This window comes from Pseudomonas sp. GQ91, assembly GCF_059758795.1.
Map to the genome: position 1 here is coordinate 60935 of NZ_JCAXED010000019.1, position 14320 is coordinate 75254.

Here is a 14320-nt window from a genome sequence, read left to right on the forward strand (position 1 = left end):
TCTGCATTCACAACTGTCCGGGTCGGACGTCCCTTTGTTTGCTTTGCTCTGTTGGCTTAAGCCCCGTCTGCGTCGTGTGCGCAGTATCTCCCGTCAGATCAGGTGAACGCATGCATTCCAAAGGAACCGTGATGCTCGATCGCTCGTCGCGACAAACACTGTTGGCCCGTTCCGATTTGTTCCGAGGCTTGCCCGAGCCGCTGTTGCATCAAATCGCTGGCCATATGGTGGAACGTACTCTCAGTGACCGCGAGTTGTTGTATTTCAAGGATGATCCCCTCGAATTTGTCGCGCTGGTGGTGGAGGGTCGGATCTATTCGGTGATCCATGGCCCGGAGGGGCGCGAACAGATTATCGGCAGTGTCGGCGCGGGCCAGGTGGTGGGGGAGGCGGCGATGGTCGAGTTGGCGGGCCGCGAGGCTTCTACCTTTGCCAGCGGCGCCACGCGGATACTGCAACTGGGGCGCCGGCATTTCGCTCCGTTGTATGAAGAACCGCTGTTTCTAAGGCGTTTGCTGATGCTCAGCATGGCGCGTCTGCTCAAGGTGATCGAGCTGTTGGAGTTGGTTTGCCTGCATCGTCTGGAGTCGCGCCTGGCGCGTTTTTTGTTGGCCAACATGGATGAAATCGACCTGACCATGGTCATGCCTTGCGTGTCATTGCCAGCCAATCAGGGGCTGCTGGCCGCGATGCTCAACACCAGTCGTCCCAAGCTCAATGTGCAATTGCAGCTGTGGCGCCGCAGCGGGCTGATCAGTGGAAAACTCGAGCAGATGGTCATCAACGATCTCGACCATCTGCGCCGCAAGGCCTATGTGATGAATTAATCGTCGGCCTGTTACCCAGGTAACAGCGTCTCCTGTCGCGCCACCACAGACTGGGCTCTCATCAAACAGTCACAGGGAGTGCAGGCGATGGGAGCGACCATTCACAAGGATCAAGTGAGCGCGGATGACCGGTTATTCGAGGCCAGTTGGCGGGCGGTACAGGATGAGCTCAGGCGCAGGGCCATCCGCCGCGCACGGGGTAACCAGGACTTGGGGCAAGAGTGGTTGGCGGCCACAGCGATCAAGGCGCTGGTGTTCTTCCGGCGCTCGCCGGAGCGGATTCGCGATCCTCAGGGGTTTCTGTTTCTGGTGCTGGACCACGTGTTTCTCGACAGCCTGCGCCGCAGCAAGCGCGAAGGCCGCTTGTTCGATTATTCGATCGACCTTCAACACGATCACCAGGCGTTGCTTGCCGCGCCTTGTGCGTCGGTCACCGAGCAGGTGGAACGTGTCGAGCGCCTGGAGCAGGTGAAGGCACAGGTGGCGCACCTGCCGCCGCTGCAGCGGCGGCTGTTCGAGTTGCGCTTTGTCGATGATCTGCCGTACCCGCAAATCGCCGCGGAACTGCACATCGCCATGCCTCTGGTGCGCAAACGCGTGCAACTGCTGCGAGCGGTCTTGCGCTGATGCTTTTTCACAGCCGACGAGATGCGGCGTTCTAGTTCAATGAGCACGTTTCGCCTCACGCGATAACCACCGGCACATTCGCCGGATCGATTCCATCAAGGAGAGATGTATGACAGAGGTCAACAGCCAGATTACCGATGCTGTCACCCAAACCAACGTCAAGGTGGTTGCGGAGGCGCCGGCCCAGGCCATTGCGTCGCTGTATCAGGTGGCGAGCAGTTCGGCCGGTTTGTCGTTGCAAAACGCGGTCAACAGCCAGCAGGCCATGAACCAGATTTCCAATGCGGTTATCTCCAAGGCCGTCGCGTTGATCATGCAGATTGGCGAGAAGGGCTGAGCCCTGGGGGGACTGATTATGTCGTGGTTCAGCAGAAAGAAAGCCGCCACTCCTGAAGCACCGCCCGCGGCTGATGCACCTGCACCTGCACCTGCACCGGCGGCGAAAGCCTCGCGCTCCATCATGGAACGCATGAACGAGCATCTGCTCAACCAGGCGAGCACGCCCTCCGCGGACAGCACGGCGGCACTCAACAGCCAGATTGTCCAGGCCGTGCAGTTCACCAACTCACAGAACTTCGCCTATGCGCCGGCCCAAATCGCAGTGCCGGCCGACATGATGATCAGCCAGGCCGCCGGGTTGGTCGCGCAGTCAGCCGCGGGGTATTTCGACGGGGTCAGCAAAATTGCCCTGGCGGCCCAGGCCGTGCTGCTCCAGCAAATGACCGAAAACATCGTCAAGGACAACCTTCCGGCCGCCGCCGAGGATGCGTTGGGCGCGCTGGCCACCGATTTGCTAGTGGGCGCTGCCGCTGCCGTGGCCGCCGCCGCCGGTGCGATGGAAGCCGAGGCTGCCAGCGTGGCCATCGACAAGATCGACCAGAGCATCGCCAAGTACGCCGACACCTTGGCCAATCGGGCCGCGCCAGCGGCCTGAATCGAGCACGGCGTTCCAGAACCCTTCTGGAACGGTGCAACCGCAACCTGCAAGCAACTTTTCTTGAATGAGGAGCAACATCATGCAGCCTGGAGATATTGTTTTTTCAGTGGCACAAGTGGACGACAAACTGCCCACCAGTATTCCCCGTGCGTTTATTCGGGCGGGGCAATGGCTCAAGGCCAAGGTCTTCGGCACCGGCGATCCGAACGTGCCGGTGGTGCATGCGGCCATTGCGGTGGATGCCAACCGGGTGATCGAAAGCGTCGGCGACGGTATCCAATTGACCGACCTGACCACCGAAACCCCGCCGCGCGGGGCGATGGTGTTCAGCTGCACCAAGCCCGATCTGGCCCGCGCGGCGGCTTATGCGGCCGGTCAGTTCTACGGTGACGTGGTCAGCAAGGACATCAGCGGGCGCTACAGCAAGTGGAACGCGATGCTGTCGATCTTCAAGCGATCCGCGTATGAGCCCGGGATCATGAGCCGTATCAACGAATCGGTGTCGATCGGCGATGCGGCGTTCTGTTCGCAGTTTGTCGCCAACACCTACGAGGTCGGCAACCTGTACAGCAATGCCAACATGCCGCTGCCGGCGCCGATTTTCGACACGCGGCCGACTGTCATGACGCCGTGGGAGTTGGCCGTCAGTTGCGACAATGACAAAGACTTCTACTTCGCCGGCTTCTGGCAAGACAACACCGAGGTGCGGCTTTAGCGGGCCGGGCGCGGTGCAGGAGGCTGACATGACGCAATCCCCAAAAGACCCCGTGGCCGACATCTACCGCCTGGCCGAAGCCCTCAACCTGCCGCTGTCTCCCGGCGACCGGCACGTGCTGGAGGCCCTGCTGCGCAGCACGCCTCAGACCCTCGACGGCACCACCGAAGCGGTCATCGAACAGGCCCGGTCGCAGACCCGCCAATTGATCGATGCCGAACGGGCCCGTGCCGGCGAGATCCTCGATCAGGCCAAAGCCAGTGAGCAAGCGCTGCGCCAGACCGCCGAGCAACGGGAAGCGTTGATCCAGCAATGGCTCAAGGCGCAGCAGCCACAACCCTCATCGGGCGCGGAAAAGCCGGCCGATGCTGGGTTGAAGGCACTGATCCAGCAGGAAGTGAAAGCCGCCATCGATAAGCAGCTTGAAAGTCTGATCGTGCAGATCGAAGGTGCTCTGGGGCAGTTGGGCGGCGCTAATGACAAGGGGCCGAACGGTTGATGTCGAGCTGTTCACACTCGCTGTTTTGCGACGTTCATTGATTAACACGGAATGCTCCGTGTCTTAAATAAGGAAATTGATCATGCCACTAGTCAACGAGCAAATTACCGACGCGGTCACCCAGACCAACGTCAAAGTGGTCGCCGAATCGCCAGCGATGGCGATGAGCACCATCTATCAATCCATGGCCCAGGCCACGGCGATTCTGTTCCAGAACGCTGTCTCGGCCCAACAGCAGCAAAACACCCTGGCCCAGGCGGCCACCAACCAGGGCGTGATGCAGATCTACAGCGTCGACACCACCGCAGGCGCCGCCGCCACCGAGAAGGTCGCCCAGGGCGGAGTGGCGGATAACCTCACCAGCCTGTTGAGCGTGCTGAAGTCGTTCCAGCCTTGATTGGCTGAGCGTTGACGGATGTTGTTTCTTTTCAGAAAACCAGGAGTTCCAACCATGAGTACAGTCAGTCCGCAAATCACCGATGCCGTCACCCAGTCCAACGTCAAGGTGGTCGCTGAAGCGCCCGCAATGGCCATGGGCACCATTTATCAATCCATGGGCCAGGCCACCGCGATTCTGTTCCAGAATTCGGTTTCCGCCCAACAACAGCAAAACACCCTGGCCCAGGCGGCCACCAACCAGGGCGTGATGCAGATCTACAGCGTCGACACTACCGCTGGCGCCGCCGCCACCGAGAAGGTCGCCCAAGGTGGTGTGTCGGATAACCTCACCAGCCTGTTGACCGTGCTCAAGTCGTTCCAGTCTTAATCCGGTCGGCCAACGCAGCCTCCGCCGCCCTCAGGGCTGCGGGGGCTTTTTTGTCGGCGCTGATCGGAAAAAACCAAAAGTGGCGGCGTTCTCGTTCTTTTTTTCGAACATACTATTGTCCTTTACCCCCATTGATCCTAGGATTCGTTTGAGATTTCAAACGACCTGTCTCCCGTGCGGCAATCACTTGCTCGCGCCCAGTGACTGATTTTCCTGACGGCAGCCCCTCAAGGGCGCCTTTCAAAAACTCTAATTTGCCCCGCGTGCGCGCGGTGCTGTTAAGGAAAGCCGACATGCAGCTTAAAGACACCCAGTTGTTCCGCCAGCAAGCCTTCATTGATGGTGCTTGGGTCGATGCCGACAACGGTCAGACCATCAAGGTCAACAACCCGGCGACAGGCGAAATCCTCGGCACTGTGCCGAAAATGGGCGCCGCCGAAACCCGCCGCGCCATCGAAGCCGCCGACAAGGCCCTGCCAGCCTGGCGCGCATTGACCGCCAAGGAGCGCGCCAACAAGCTGCGCCGCTGGTTTGAACTGCTGATCGAGAACCAGGACGACCTCGGTCGCCTGATGACCCTTGAACAAGGCAAGCCGTTGGCCGAAGCCAAGGGCGAAATCGTCTACGCCGCTTCCTTCATCGAATGGTTCGCCGAAGAAGCCAAGCGCATCTACGGTGACGTGATTCCCGGCCACCAGCCCGACAAGCGCCTGATCGTGATCAAGCAGCCGATCGGCGTGACCGCCGCGATCACACCGTGGAACTTCCCGGCGGCGATGATCACCCGCAAGGCCGGCCCGGCCCTGGCCGCTGGTTGCACCATGGTCATCAAGCCGGCTTCGCAAACCCCATTCTCGGCCCTGGCCCTGGTTGAACTGGCGCACCGTGCCGGCATCCCGAAAGGCGTGCTGAGCGTGGTCACCGGCAGCGCTGGCGACATCGGCGGCGAGCTGACCAGCAACCCGACCGTACGCAAGCTGTCATTCACCGGCTCGACCGAAATCGGTCGCCAACTGATGGCTGAATGCGCCAAGGACATCAAGAAAGTCTCCCTGGAACTGGGCGGTAACGCACCGTTTATCGTGTTCGACGACGCTGACCTGGATAAGGCCGTCGAGGGCGCGATCATCTCCAAGTACCGCAACAACGGCCAGACCTGCGTCTGCGCCAACCGCCTGTACATCCAGGACTCGGTGTACGACGCATTCGCCGAGAAGTTGAAAGTAGCGGTGGCCAAACTGAAGATCGGCAACGGTCTGGAAGAGGGCACCACCACCGGTCCGTTGATCGACGAAAAAGCCGTGGCCAAGGTGCAGGAACATATCGCCGATGCCTTGAGCAAAGGCGCCACCCTGCTGGCGGGCGGCAAGGTCATGCAAGGCAATTTCTTCGAGCCGACTATCCTGACCAACGTGCCGAAAAACGCGGCGGTGGCCAAGGAAGAAACCTTTGGCCCATTGGCACCGTTGTTCCGCTTCAAAGACGAAGCCGAAGTGATCGCCATGTCCAACGACACCGAGTTCGGCCTGGCCTCGTACTTCTATGCCCGTGACCTCGGCCGTGTATTCCGTGTGGCGGAAGCCCTGGAGTACGGCATGGTCGGCGTCAACACTGGGTTGATCTCCAACGAAGTCGCGCCGTTCGGCGGTATCAAGGCCTCGGGCCTGGGCCGTGAGGGTTCCAAGTACGGGATCGAGGATTACCTGGAAATCAAATACCTCTGCCTGGGCATCTAAGGCCCGGCAAGGCATTGCTGCAAACGCAAAGGGCACGAGAGCGCTGTCCCTTTGCGTGATTCACCCCGTTATTCGCAGTGGCCGGGAAAGCTGTGGCAGTCGATCATCGCATGCTGTCGCAGTTGCCTCCCCGCCACCTAATCCTTGAACCACGCCGCCCGATGAGCGGCGAATGAGGACTTTATGAGCAACAAGACCAACGCTTCCCTGATGAAACGCCGCGAAGCCGCTGTGCCACGCGGTGTTGGCCAGATCCACCCGATCTTCGCCGAGTCGGCGAAAAACGCCACCGTGACCGACGTTGAAGGTCGCGAGTTCATCGACTTCGCCGGCGGTATCGCCGTGCTCAATACCGGCCACGTACACCCGAAAATCATCGCGGCCGTGACCGAGCAACTGAACAAACTGACTCACACCTGCTTCCAGGTGCTGGCCTACGAGCCTTATGTGGAACTGTGCGAGAAAATCAACGTCAAGGTCCCGGGTGATTTCGCGAAGAAAACCCTGCTGGTCACCACCGGTTCCGAAGCCGTTGAAAACGCCGTGAAGATCGCCCGCGCCGCGACGGGCCGTGCCGGCGTGATCGCCTTCACCGGCGCTTACCACGGCCGCACCATGATGACCCTGGGCCTGACCGGTAAAGTCGTGCCTTACTCGGCCGGTATGGGCCTGATGCCCGGCGGTGTGTTCCGTGCGCTGTACCCGAACGAACTGCATGGCGTGAGCATCGACGACTCGATCGCCAGCATCGAACGCATTTTCAAGAACGATGCCGAGCCGCGTGACATCGCCGCCATCATCATCGAGCCGGTCCAGGGCGAAGGCGGCTTCTACGTCGCGCCCAAGGCGTTCATGAAGCGCCTGCGCGACCTGTGCGACCAGCACGGCATCCTGCTGATCGCCGACGAAGTGCAAACCGGCGCTGGCCGTACTGGCACCTTCTTCGCCATGGAGCAGATGGGCGTGGCCGCCGACCTGACCACCTTCGCCAAGTCCATTGCGGGCGGTTTCCCGCTGGCCGGTGTGTGTGGCAAGGCTGAATACATGGATGCCATCGCACCGGGCGGCCTCGGCGGTACCTACGCCGGTAGCCCGATCGCCTGCGCCGCTGCATTGGCGGTGATGGAAGTATTTGAGGAAGAGCACCTGCTGGAGCGCTGCAAGGCCGTCGGCGAGCGCCTGGTCACGCGTCTGAAAGCAATCCAGGCCAAGTACCCGGTGATCGGCGAAGTGCGTGCGCTGGGCGCGATGATCGCGGTCGAGTTGTTCGAAGACGGCGACAGCCACAAGCCAAACGCCGCTGCGGTTGCCTCGGTGGTCGCCAAGGCGCGTGACAAGGGCCTGATCCTGCTGTCCTGCGGCACCTACGGCAACGTGTTGCGCGTACTGGTCCCGCTGACTTCGCCGGACGAGCAGTTGGACAAAGGCCTGGCGATCATCGAAGAGTGCTTCGCCGAGCTGTAACAGGCTGGTCGGCCCAATGTGGAGAGGGCTTGGTGGGTGCGGCTTGGTGGGAGGGGGCTTGCTCCCGATGGCGGTGTATCAGTCACCAGACTCATCGACTGATACACCGCCATCGGGAGCAAGCCCCCTTCCCACAGGTTTCGCTGCTTGCCAGCGGTTCTATGGTCTAGAGTTGCGGGCTCATCCCAGCACTACCCGGTTCTTGCCCTGGCGCTTGGCTTCATACATCGCGGCGTCGGCCCGGGCGAACAAGTTGTCCAGCGTCGTGTCCTCGGCGGTGAGGCTGGTCAGGCCCTGACTGACGGTCACCCCGTAGGCCTGGTCTTCATGGCTGAAACTCAGTTGCTGGATCTCCTGCCCCAGGCGTTGTGCGACCTGCATGGCCGTCTCCGGCGCGCAACCGGGCAGCACGGCGGCGAACTCTTCGCCGCCGATGCGTCCAAACAGGTCACCGCGACGTAAAACCCCGCGACCGATCTCGGCGATACGCAACAGCACCTGATCGCCGTCCAGGTGACCGTAGGTGTCGTTGATGGTCTTGAAGTCATCGATATCCAGCAGCAGGAACGCCAGCGGCAAGCCCTGGGTACGGGCGCGCTCATATTCGCGGTGGGCGCATTCGAAGAAGTGTCGGCGGTTGCTGCTGCGGGTCAGCACGTCGGTGGTGGCCAGGCGCTGCAGCTCAAGTTCAAGCTGCTTTTTTTCGGTGATGTCCTCGGCGATGCCGACTACGATTACCGGTTGGTCGGGAGTGGCGTGCTGATTGATAAAGCACTTGTCGCTCAGCCAGCGAATCTGCCCGTCGGCGGTGATGATGCGGTATTGCCGATCCTCTACCGCCTTCAGCTCCAGCACTTGGGTCAGGCTGCGTTCGGCGTAGTCCGAGTCTTCCGGGTGAATGCTGTTGCGCCATTCGTTGTGGTCGGCCAGCAGCAGGCTCGCCGAGCGGCCAAAAATGCGCTCATAGGCCGGACTGACGTAGAGCACGCGACGCGTCTCCCATTCGATGGCCCATAGCACGGCGTTGACGCTGACCAGTAACGAACTCAACAACTGCTCGCGCTCGCTCAGGCGCTCCACTTCCCCTTGGGCGTGCATCAGTTCCAGTAGCGTGGCAGCAACCGTCGATTGCGACGCATCCAGCGTGGCGGACGCAGATGAGGGTGACTGGGAGCCCTTTTGGTGGACCATCGGCACAATTCTCTTTGGGCATGCCGCAGGATCGGACAGCGCTCACAACTCGGTTCGCCGGGATGGCGAAGTGTTGTTTGAGAGAGGTTAATTTCAGCGAAGTTCCGTTATCGGGGGCGATTGACGGGCAATCTTCGGTGACTGTGGAATGGCGCCAGAAAACTGCTGGCGGGGGTTGTCACACCCGCCGTAGCCGCTGTCGAGCCCCAGCGAGGCTGCGTTGGGGACAACGCGTGACTTCGCCTGGCACGATGACGGCAGTGCAGCTGGCGCAGCCTCGCTGGGGCTCGACAGCGGCTACCGGGGGGAGGTTTATGCAGGTCGCAACGAGTAGGTTTTCAACTGGTGGGCAAAGTCGCGCAGGGACTGGATCCCGCTGGCTTCGGCTTCGTGCACCCATTCCTTGATCGCAGCCAGCATGTCATGGCCGTTGGTGCTGGTCTTGAGCCAGATCTGTTGCAACGCCAGGCGTTTTTCGTAGATCACCTTCAGGGCGTGGCTGTGTTCCAGCATGTTTTGGATACGCAGATGATGACGGTCATCCAGCAGGCTGGTTTCCCGTGACAACAAGCGTTTGGCGCGGTGGAACTGGTGGCGGACCGAATGATCGACCTTTTCCAGCTCCTGCTTGACCAGCGGTGCGATCACCAGCTTGCGGTACTGGGCCATGATCTGGAAGCGGTTGTTGAGGATCGCCATGGCGGTATCCATGTCGAGGTGGCCCTTGCCTTCGACCCGGTGGGCGATAGGCGCGACCCGCTGGACCTTGGCCAGGCGCAGGAAGCTGAACACCTGGATCCAGGCCCAGCCCAGGTCGAACTCCCATTTCTTCACCGACAGCTTGGCGGAGTTGGGATAGGTATGGTGGTTGTTATGCAATTCTTCGCCACCGACGATGATGCCCCAGGGCACCAGGTTGGTTGCGGCGTCACGGCACTCGAAGTTGCGGTAGCCAATGGCATGCCCCAGTCCGTTGATCACGCCGGCGGCCCAGAACGGGATCCACATCATCTGGATCGCCCAGATGGTGATGCCGATGGTGCCGAACAACAGCACATCGATGACGCCCATCAGCGCCACGCCGAGCAGCGGATAACGGGTGTAGACCTTGCGCTCGATCCAGTCGTCCGGGCAGTTCTTGCCGTAGATGCGCAATGTCTCGGGGTTTTCCGCTTCGGCCCGATACAGCTCGGCGCCTTTGCGCAGGACCGTGGACAGGCCTTTGATGACCGGGCTGTGCGGGTCGTCGACGGTTTCGCACTTGGCATGGTGTTTACGGTGGATGGCAGTCCACTCGCGCGTGTTCTGGGCGGTGGTCAACCACAGCCAGAACCGGAAGAAGTGCTTCAGGCCAGCATTGAGCTCCAGGGAGCGGTGGGCTGAATAGCGGTGCAGATAGACCGTGACCCCGACAATGGTCACGTGGGTCATCAACAGGGTGACTGCAACCAGTTGCCAGGCCGACAAGTCAAGAAAACCGTTGTACCACATAGGCTGTATGGCCCTCAGATAAATAAAAAAGCAGCTTACGCATTATCACTAAGCGCACAGATAAAACCAGTCGCCTGTGCAGATAAGAGTGGCTGGATGTTTCTTATTCTATAATCCGCAATCTTTGTAGGGTGGATCGGTTTTTTTAGTAAGGATTGCTAGCGATATGTTGTTTTCATACCGAAGTGCCCTGCGTGCGGGGCTGGTGTACCTGCTGGCGTCCATTTTGTGGATCCAGCTCAGCCAGCAACTGTTGATCAATTTTTTCGATGAACCAATGGCACTGAGCCATTGGCAGGTGGTGCGTGGTTACATCTGGGTCTGCCTGACTGCCTTGATGATTTTTCTTTTGTGTGCCCGTTTTGCCCGCGCGAACTCGATACAGCAGCCGTTGCAGGAAAGCCGTGAACGCCTGCGCCAGGCGGCTGCGGTGTTCGACTGCACCCGTGAAGGGGTGCTGGTAACCGATGTTCAAGGGCGGATTGTTCACGTCAATCGCGCCTTTATCGACATTACCGGCTACCGACGCGAAGACGTCCTGGGGCGTGGACCCAATATGTTCAAGTCGGGTCGCCACTCGGCCAGCTTCTATCAGCACATGTTCGAGAGTCTGGCACGGTGCGGCGAATGGAGTGGGGAAATCTGGAATCGGCGCAAGAGCGGGGACATTTATCCACAGTGGCAGACCATTCGGGTCATCGAGGATGATCAGGGCCACGTCACTCACTACGTTGCGGTGTTCTCCGACATCAGCGCGATCAAGCATTCCGAGCACGAGCTGACGCGGCTGGCGCACCATGACCCGCTCACCGACCTGCCCAATCGCCTGTTGTTCACGGACCGTGCCGAGCAGGCGCTGGCTTCGGCGCAGCTCAACAAGCGCGGTTGTGCGCTGCTGCTGTTGGACCTGGATCACTTCAAGATCATCAATGACAGTCTCGGCCACACCGTCGGTGACCAGATGCTCAAGGCGGTGGGCGAGCGGCTGCAAGGCCTGTTCGGCCACGGTGTGACGCTGGCGCGCCTGGGCGGCGATGAGTTCGCGGTGTTGGCGGAGAATTGTCCACAGGTGGTCCAGGCCGCCGCCATGGCCCAGCAGATTATCGACAGCTTGAAAGAGCCGTTTGTATTCGACGGTCAGCCACTGTTTATCAGCGCCAGCCTCGGCATCAGCCTGTTCCCCGGTGATGCCTTGAGTGCTGAACAACTGCTGCGCAACGCCGATTCCGCACTGTTCAAGGCCAAGAGCGCCGGTCGCGAAGGCTACGCCTTGTATACCGAGGAACTCACGGCCCACGCCCAGAACCGGATCGAGATCGCCAATGAGCTGCGCCGCGCCCTGGATCAGCATGAGCTGCGCGTCTATTACCAGCCAGTGCACGATCTGCAGACCTGCCATCTGGTCGGCGTTGAAGCCTTGGTCCGCTGGCAGCACCCTGAGCGCGGCCTGGTACCGCCCACGGACTTTATTCCGATTGCCGAACGCACTGGGCTGATTGGCGATATTGATGCCTGGGTCCTGGATCAAGCCTGTCGCCAGATGTGTCAGTGGTTGGCGGAGGGCAAACAGCTGTCGTTCCTCGCGGTGAATATTTCCAGTCGTTTGTTTGCCCGACACGAACTTTATGAACAGGTGGCCAAGGTGCTCCATGACACCGGCCTGGACCCGGCGAAGCTGGAGCTGGAAGTCACCGAAAGCGCAGTGATGGACGATCCGGAAGAGGCTCTTGAGCAACTGCATCGCCTGCGCGAACTGGGCTTGCGCCTGGCTATCGATGATTTTGGCACCGGTTATTCGTCGCTGCTGCGTCTTAAGCGCCTGCCGGTGCAGAAGCTGAAGATCGACCAGGGTTTTGTCGCAGGATTGCCGTGGGATGAAGACGATGCGGCGATTGCGCGAATGGTCATCGCCCTGGCGCAGAGCATGGGCATGCAGGTCCATGCCGAAGGCATCGAACAGGCGGAACAGGCGCACTTCCTCCTCGATCACCGGTGCGACCTTGGTCAAGGCTACTGGTTTGGACGGCCGATGCCAGCCACCGAGATTGACTGGCGCCGGGCGCCCTCGATCGGCTAGCGCCTACGGGAAATGGCCTCCTCTGTACTGAGGGGCTCGTCCTATGGCAAGAGCAACCCCGGGCCCTGTGGCGGGGGGCTCGTCCTAATACCGTTCAGTTAAGCGCATAGCGTCCACTGTAGGAGAGAGGGGGGCGCCTAGCCCTTGCTCGCGAAAAACTCCAACGATAACGCGTGTTTCCTGAATGAACGCGGCGCCTATGAGTGCTTCGCGAGCAAGCTCGCTCCTACAAATAGCCCTAAAAATCAGCACGGTCTTTCAGGAGAACATCTGCAGCAGGCTCGGGGCTGCTGCGCAGCCCAACGGGGGACGAGCCCCCTCGCCACAAACGAGCCCCCTCGCCACAGAACAAGCCCCCTCGGCACAGGAAAGACGGGTTGGTCCTCTCCCTGCGGAACCAGCTTCCTGGGGCGGCGCCGGTCGTGCATATCGATTAAAGATTAAATGGTTATATAAAAATTCTTAAATAGTATTTTTAAGAATAACTGCGCTTATCTACTATCGCTCCCATGCCACGCGCGGTGCCGTCATTGCGCGGTATTTCTCATTTCAGGAGCACGATCATGAGCGCATCGCTACGCAGCGTTGACGGGCAGGACGAAGCAGCCATCTTGCGTGAAATCCAGAGCGCCTTGCGCGATCTGCGCTTTGGTGCGGTGGAGATCACCGTACACAACGCCCAAGTGGTGCAGATCGAACGCAAAGAGAAATTCCGTTTACAGCAGCCGGGCAACAAACCGAGTTGAGCACGCTCGGCGATTCGATGGCTGGACCCGTCTCTATAAGAAAAAGCCAACACTCAAGAACTTCAGGAGCTTGCTATGTCGTCGATTCGCCGTTATGCCCTGGCTGCACTGGCCAGCGCTGTGTTTGCCGGTTCCGCCGTTGCCAAGGACTATGAACTGCTCAACGTTTCATATGATCCGACCCGTGAGCTGTACCAGGAATATAATGCTGAGTTCAGCCGTTTCTGGCAGCAGTCGCACCCCGATGACCACGTCAAGATCCAGCAATCCCACGGCGGTTCGGGGAAACAAGGCCGGGCGGTGATCGACGGCCTGCGCGCGGACGTCGTGACGCTGGCCCTGGCCGGTGACATCGACGAAATCGCCAAGTTGGGCAAGAGCCTGCCGGAAAACTGGCAAAGCCGTTTGCCTGAAGCCAGCACCCCCTACACCTCGACCATTGTGTTCCTGGTACGCAAAGGCAACCCCAAAGGCATCAAGGACTGGGGTGATCTGATCAAAAACGATGTCTCGGTGATCACGCCGAACCCGAAAACCTCCGGCGGTGCGCGCTGGAACTTCCTTGCCGCTTGGGCCTACGGGCTGCAAGCCGGTGGCAGCGAAGCCAAGGCCCGGGAATACGTAACAGAACTGTTCAAGCGCGTGCCGATCCTCGACACCGGTGCTCGCGGCTCGACCATCACCTTCGTCAACAATGGTCAGGGTGACGTGTTGCTGGCCTGGGAAAATGAAGCGTTCCTGGCCCTGAAGGAAGACGGTGGCACCGACAAGTTCGAGATTGTCGTGCCGTCGCTGTCGATCCTTGCCGAGCCACCGGTGGCCGTGGTCGATAAAAACGCCGAGAAAAAGGGCAACGCCGCAATCGCCAACGCCTACCTCAAGCACCTGTACAGCCCGGCGGGCCAGGAGATTGCGGCGAAGAACTTCTACCGTCCGCGGGACGCGGCGGTTGCCGCCAAGTACGCCGGGCAATTCCCGAAACTGGAGCTGGTGACTATCGACAAAGACTTCGGTGGCTGGAAAACTGCTCAGCCGAAATTCTTCAATGACGGTGGCGTGTTCGACCAGATTTACACGGCCCAATAACCAACACGGCCTCCCTGTGGCATGCGGCTTGTGTGGGAGCGGGCTTGCTCGCGATGGCGGTGTGTCAGTCAATACATTTAGTGGCTGACACACCGCCATCGCGAGCAAGCCCGCTCCCACTTAAGCTCATTCCTGCAGTGGTATCTCACTGTTAACCA

At 60.2% G+C, this 14320-nt stretch carries 15 protein-coding genes; 13 read left to right on the plus strand and 2 right to left on the minus strand.

All coding sequences use genetic code 11. The features are described from left to right. Window positions 1–110: 110 nt before the first annotated feature. The 10 genes from AC6CIA_RS23800 (at window position 111) to gabT (ending at window position 7571) form a co-directional block, all read left to right on the plus strand. On the plus strand, window positions 111–827 hold the full coding sequence (locus AC6CIA_RS23800) for a Crp/Fnr family transcriptional regulator (RefSeq protein WP_498315584.1): 717 nt from the start codon (window positions 111–113) through the stop codon (window positions 825–827). Window positions 828–914: 87 nt separating this feature from the next. Further along, window positions 915–1454 (plus strand): RNA polymerase sigma factor, encoded by a 540-nt coding sequence (locus AC6CIA_RS23805; protein WP_498315585.1) that lies wholly within the window; start codon window positions 915–917, stop codon window positions 1452–1454. A 109-nt stretch (window positions 1455–1563) separates the two neighbouring features. Next, complete coding sequence (locus tag AC6CIA_RS23810; protein ID WP_084381397.1) at window positions 1564–1791, plus strand: RebB family R body protein; 228 nt, start codon at window positions 1564–1566, stop codon at window positions 1789–1791. An 18-nt stretch (window positions 1792–1809) separates the two neighbouring features. Further along, the gene (locus AC6CIA_RS23815; RefSeq protein WP_084381396.1) at window positions 1810–2388 is read left to right on the plus strand and encodes a hypothetical protein; all 579 of its coding nucleotides are present in this window, start codon (window positions 1810–1812) and stop codon (window positions 2386–2388) included. An 82-nt stretch (window positions 2389–2470) separates the two neighbouring features. Next, window positions 2471–3106 (plus strand): C40 family peptidase, encoded by a 636-nt coding sequence (locus AC6CIA_RS23820; protein WP_498315586.1) that lies wholly within the window; start codon window positions 2471–2473, stop codon window positions 3104–3106. Between the two features lie 28 nt (window positions 3107–3134). Continuing rightward, window positions 3135–3605: a hypothetical protein gene (locus AC6CIA_RS23825; protein WP_498315587.1), complete on the plus strand. Its 471-nt coding sequence runs from the start codon at window positions 3135–3137 to the stop codon at window positions 3603–3605. A gap of 82 nt (window positions 3606–3687) precedes the next feature. Then, window positions 3688–4002 (plus strand): RebB family R body protein, encoded by a 315-nt coding sequence (locus AC6CIA_RS23830; protein WP_339529270.1) that lies wholly within the window; start codon window positions 3688–3690, stop codon window positions 4000–4002. A 54-nt stretch (window positions 4003–4056) separates the two neighbouring features. Next, complete coding sequence (locus AC6CIA_RS23835) at window positions 4057–4371, plus strand: RebB family R body protein (protein ID WP_084381392.1); 315 nt, start codon at window positions 4057–4059, stop codon at window positions 4369–4371. Window positions 4372–4664: 293 nt separating this feature from the next. Then, window positions 4665–6107 (plus strand): NADP-dependent succinate-semialdehyde dehydrogenase, encoded by a 1443-nt coding sequence (gene gabD, locus AC6CIA_RS23840; protein ID WP_498315588.1) that lies wholly within the window; start codon window positions 4665–4667, stop codon window positions 6105–6107. Between the two features lie 183 nt (window positions 6108–6290). Beyond that, window positions 6291–7571 (plus strand): 4-aminobutyrate--2-oxoglutarate transaminase, encoded by a 1281-nt coding sequence (gene gabT / locus AC6CIA_RS23845; RefSeq protein ID WP_498315589.1) that lies wholly within the window; start codon window positions 6291–6293, stop codon window positions 7569–7571. Between the two features lie 180 nt (window positions 7572–7751). On the opposite strand, the gene AC6CIA_RS23850 is transcribed toward gabT, so the two are convergent. Both AC6CIA_RS23850 and desA read right to left on the minus strand, forming a co-directional pair. Continuing rightward, entirely contained in the window at window positions 7752–8762 is a 1011-nt protein-coding gene (locus AC6CIA_RS23850) for a GGDEF domain-containing protein (RefSeq protein WP_498315590.1), read from the minus strand. A 312-nt stretch (window positions 8763–9074) separates the two neighbouring features. Further along, window positions 9075–10253, minus strand: a complete 1179-nt coding sequence (gene desA / locus AC6CIA_RS23855) for a delta-9 fatty acid desaturase DesA (RefSeq protein WP_498315591.1) — start codon at window positions 10251–10253, stop codon at window positions 9075–9077. Window positions 10254–10419: 166 nt separating this feature from the next. On the opposite strand from desA, the gene dibA reads away from it, so the two are divergent. The 3 genes from dibA (at window position 10420) to AC6CIA_RS23870 (ending at window position 14162) form a co-directional block, all read left to right on the plus strand. Continuing rightward, window positions 10420–12330 carry a phosphodiesterase DibA gene (dibA, locus tag AC6CIA_RS23860; protein ID WP_498315592.1) on the plus strand — a complete coding sequence of 637 codons (1911 nt, stop codon included), beginning with the start codon at window positions 10420–10422 and terminating at the stop codon, window positions 12328–12330. Between the two features lie 563 nt (window positions 12331–12893). Beyond that, window positions 12894–13076, plus strand: a complete 183-nt coding sequence (gene oscA, locus AC6CIA_RS23865; RefSeq protein WP_084381923.1) for a sulfur starvation response protein OscA — start codon at window positions 12894–12896, stop codon at window positions 13074–13076. 75 nt (window positions 13077–13151) lie between these two features. Then, on the plus strand, window positions 13152–14162 hold the full coding sequence (locus tag AC6CIA_RS23870; RefSeq protein ID WP_498315593.1) for a sulfate ABC transporter substrate-binding protein: 1011 nt from the start codon (window positions 13152–13154) through the stop codon (window positions 14160–14162). Window positions 14163–14320: the final 158 nt, after the last annotated feature.

Excerpts from the sequence above, each read along its gene's own strand:
- AC6CIA_RS23800 (WP_498315584.1), top strand. The coding sequence starts at position 111 with ATGCATTCCAAAGGAACCGTGATGCTCGATCGCTCGTCGCGACAAACA.
- gabT (WP_498315589.1), top strand. The coding sequence starts at position 6,291 with ATGAGCAACAAGACCAACGCTTCCCTGATGAAACGCCGCGAAGCCGCT.
- AC6CIA_RS23835 (WP_084381392.1), top strand. The coding sequence starts at position 4,057 with ATGAGTACAGTCAGTCCGCAAATCACCGATGCCGTCACCCAGTCCAAC.
- AC6CIA_RS23870 (WP_498315593.1), top strand. The coding sequence starts at position 13,152 with ATGTCGTCGATTCGCCGTTATGCCCTGGCTGCACTGGCCAGCGCTGTG.
- dibA (WP_498315592.1), top strand. The coding sequence starts at position 10,420 with ATGTTGTTTTCATACCGAAGTGCCCTGCGTGCGGGGCTGGTGTACCTG.
- AC6CIA_RS23825 (WP_498315587.1), top strand. The coding sequence starts at position 3,135 with ATGACGCAATCCCCAAAAGACCCCGTGGCCGACATCTACCGCCTGGCC.
- desA (WP_498315591.1), bottom strand. The coding sequence starts at position 10,253 with ATGTGGTACAACGGTTTTCTTGACTTGTCGGCCTGGCAACTGGTTGCA.
- AC6CIA_RS23810 (WP_084381397.1), top strand. The coding sequence starts at position 1,564 with ATGACAGAGGTCAACAGCCAGATTACCGATGCTGTCACCCAAACCAAC.
- AC6CIA_RS23850 (WP_498315590.1), bottom strand. The coding sequence starts at position 8,762 with ATGGTCCACCAAAAGGGCTCCCAGTCACCCTCATCTGCGTCCGCCACG.
- gabD (WP_498315588.1), top strand. The coding sequence starts at position 4,665 with ATGCAGCTTAAAGACACCCAGTTGTTCCGCCAGCAAGCCTTCATTGAT.
- AC6CIA_RS23820 (WP_498315586.1), top strand. The coding sequence starts at position 2,471 with ATGCAGCCTGGAGATATTGTTTTTTCAGTGGCACAAGTGGACGACAAA.
- AC6CIA_RS23815 (WP_084381396.1), top strand. The coding sequence starts at position 1,810 with ATGTCGTGGTTCAGCAGAAAGAAAGCCGCCACTCCTGAAGCACCGCCC.
- oscA (WP_084381923.1), top strand. The coding sequence starts at position 12,894 with ATGAGCGCATCGCTACGCAGCGTTGACGGGCAGGACGAAGCAGCCATC.
- AC6CIA_RS23830 (WP_339529270.1), top strand. The coding sequence starts at position 3,688 with ATGCCACTAGTCAACGAGCAAATTACCGACGCGGTCACCCAGACCAAC.
- AC6CIA_RS23805 (WP_498315585.1), top strand. The coding sequence starts at position 915 with ATGGGAGCGACCATTCACAAGGATCAAGTGAGCGCGGATGACCGGTTA.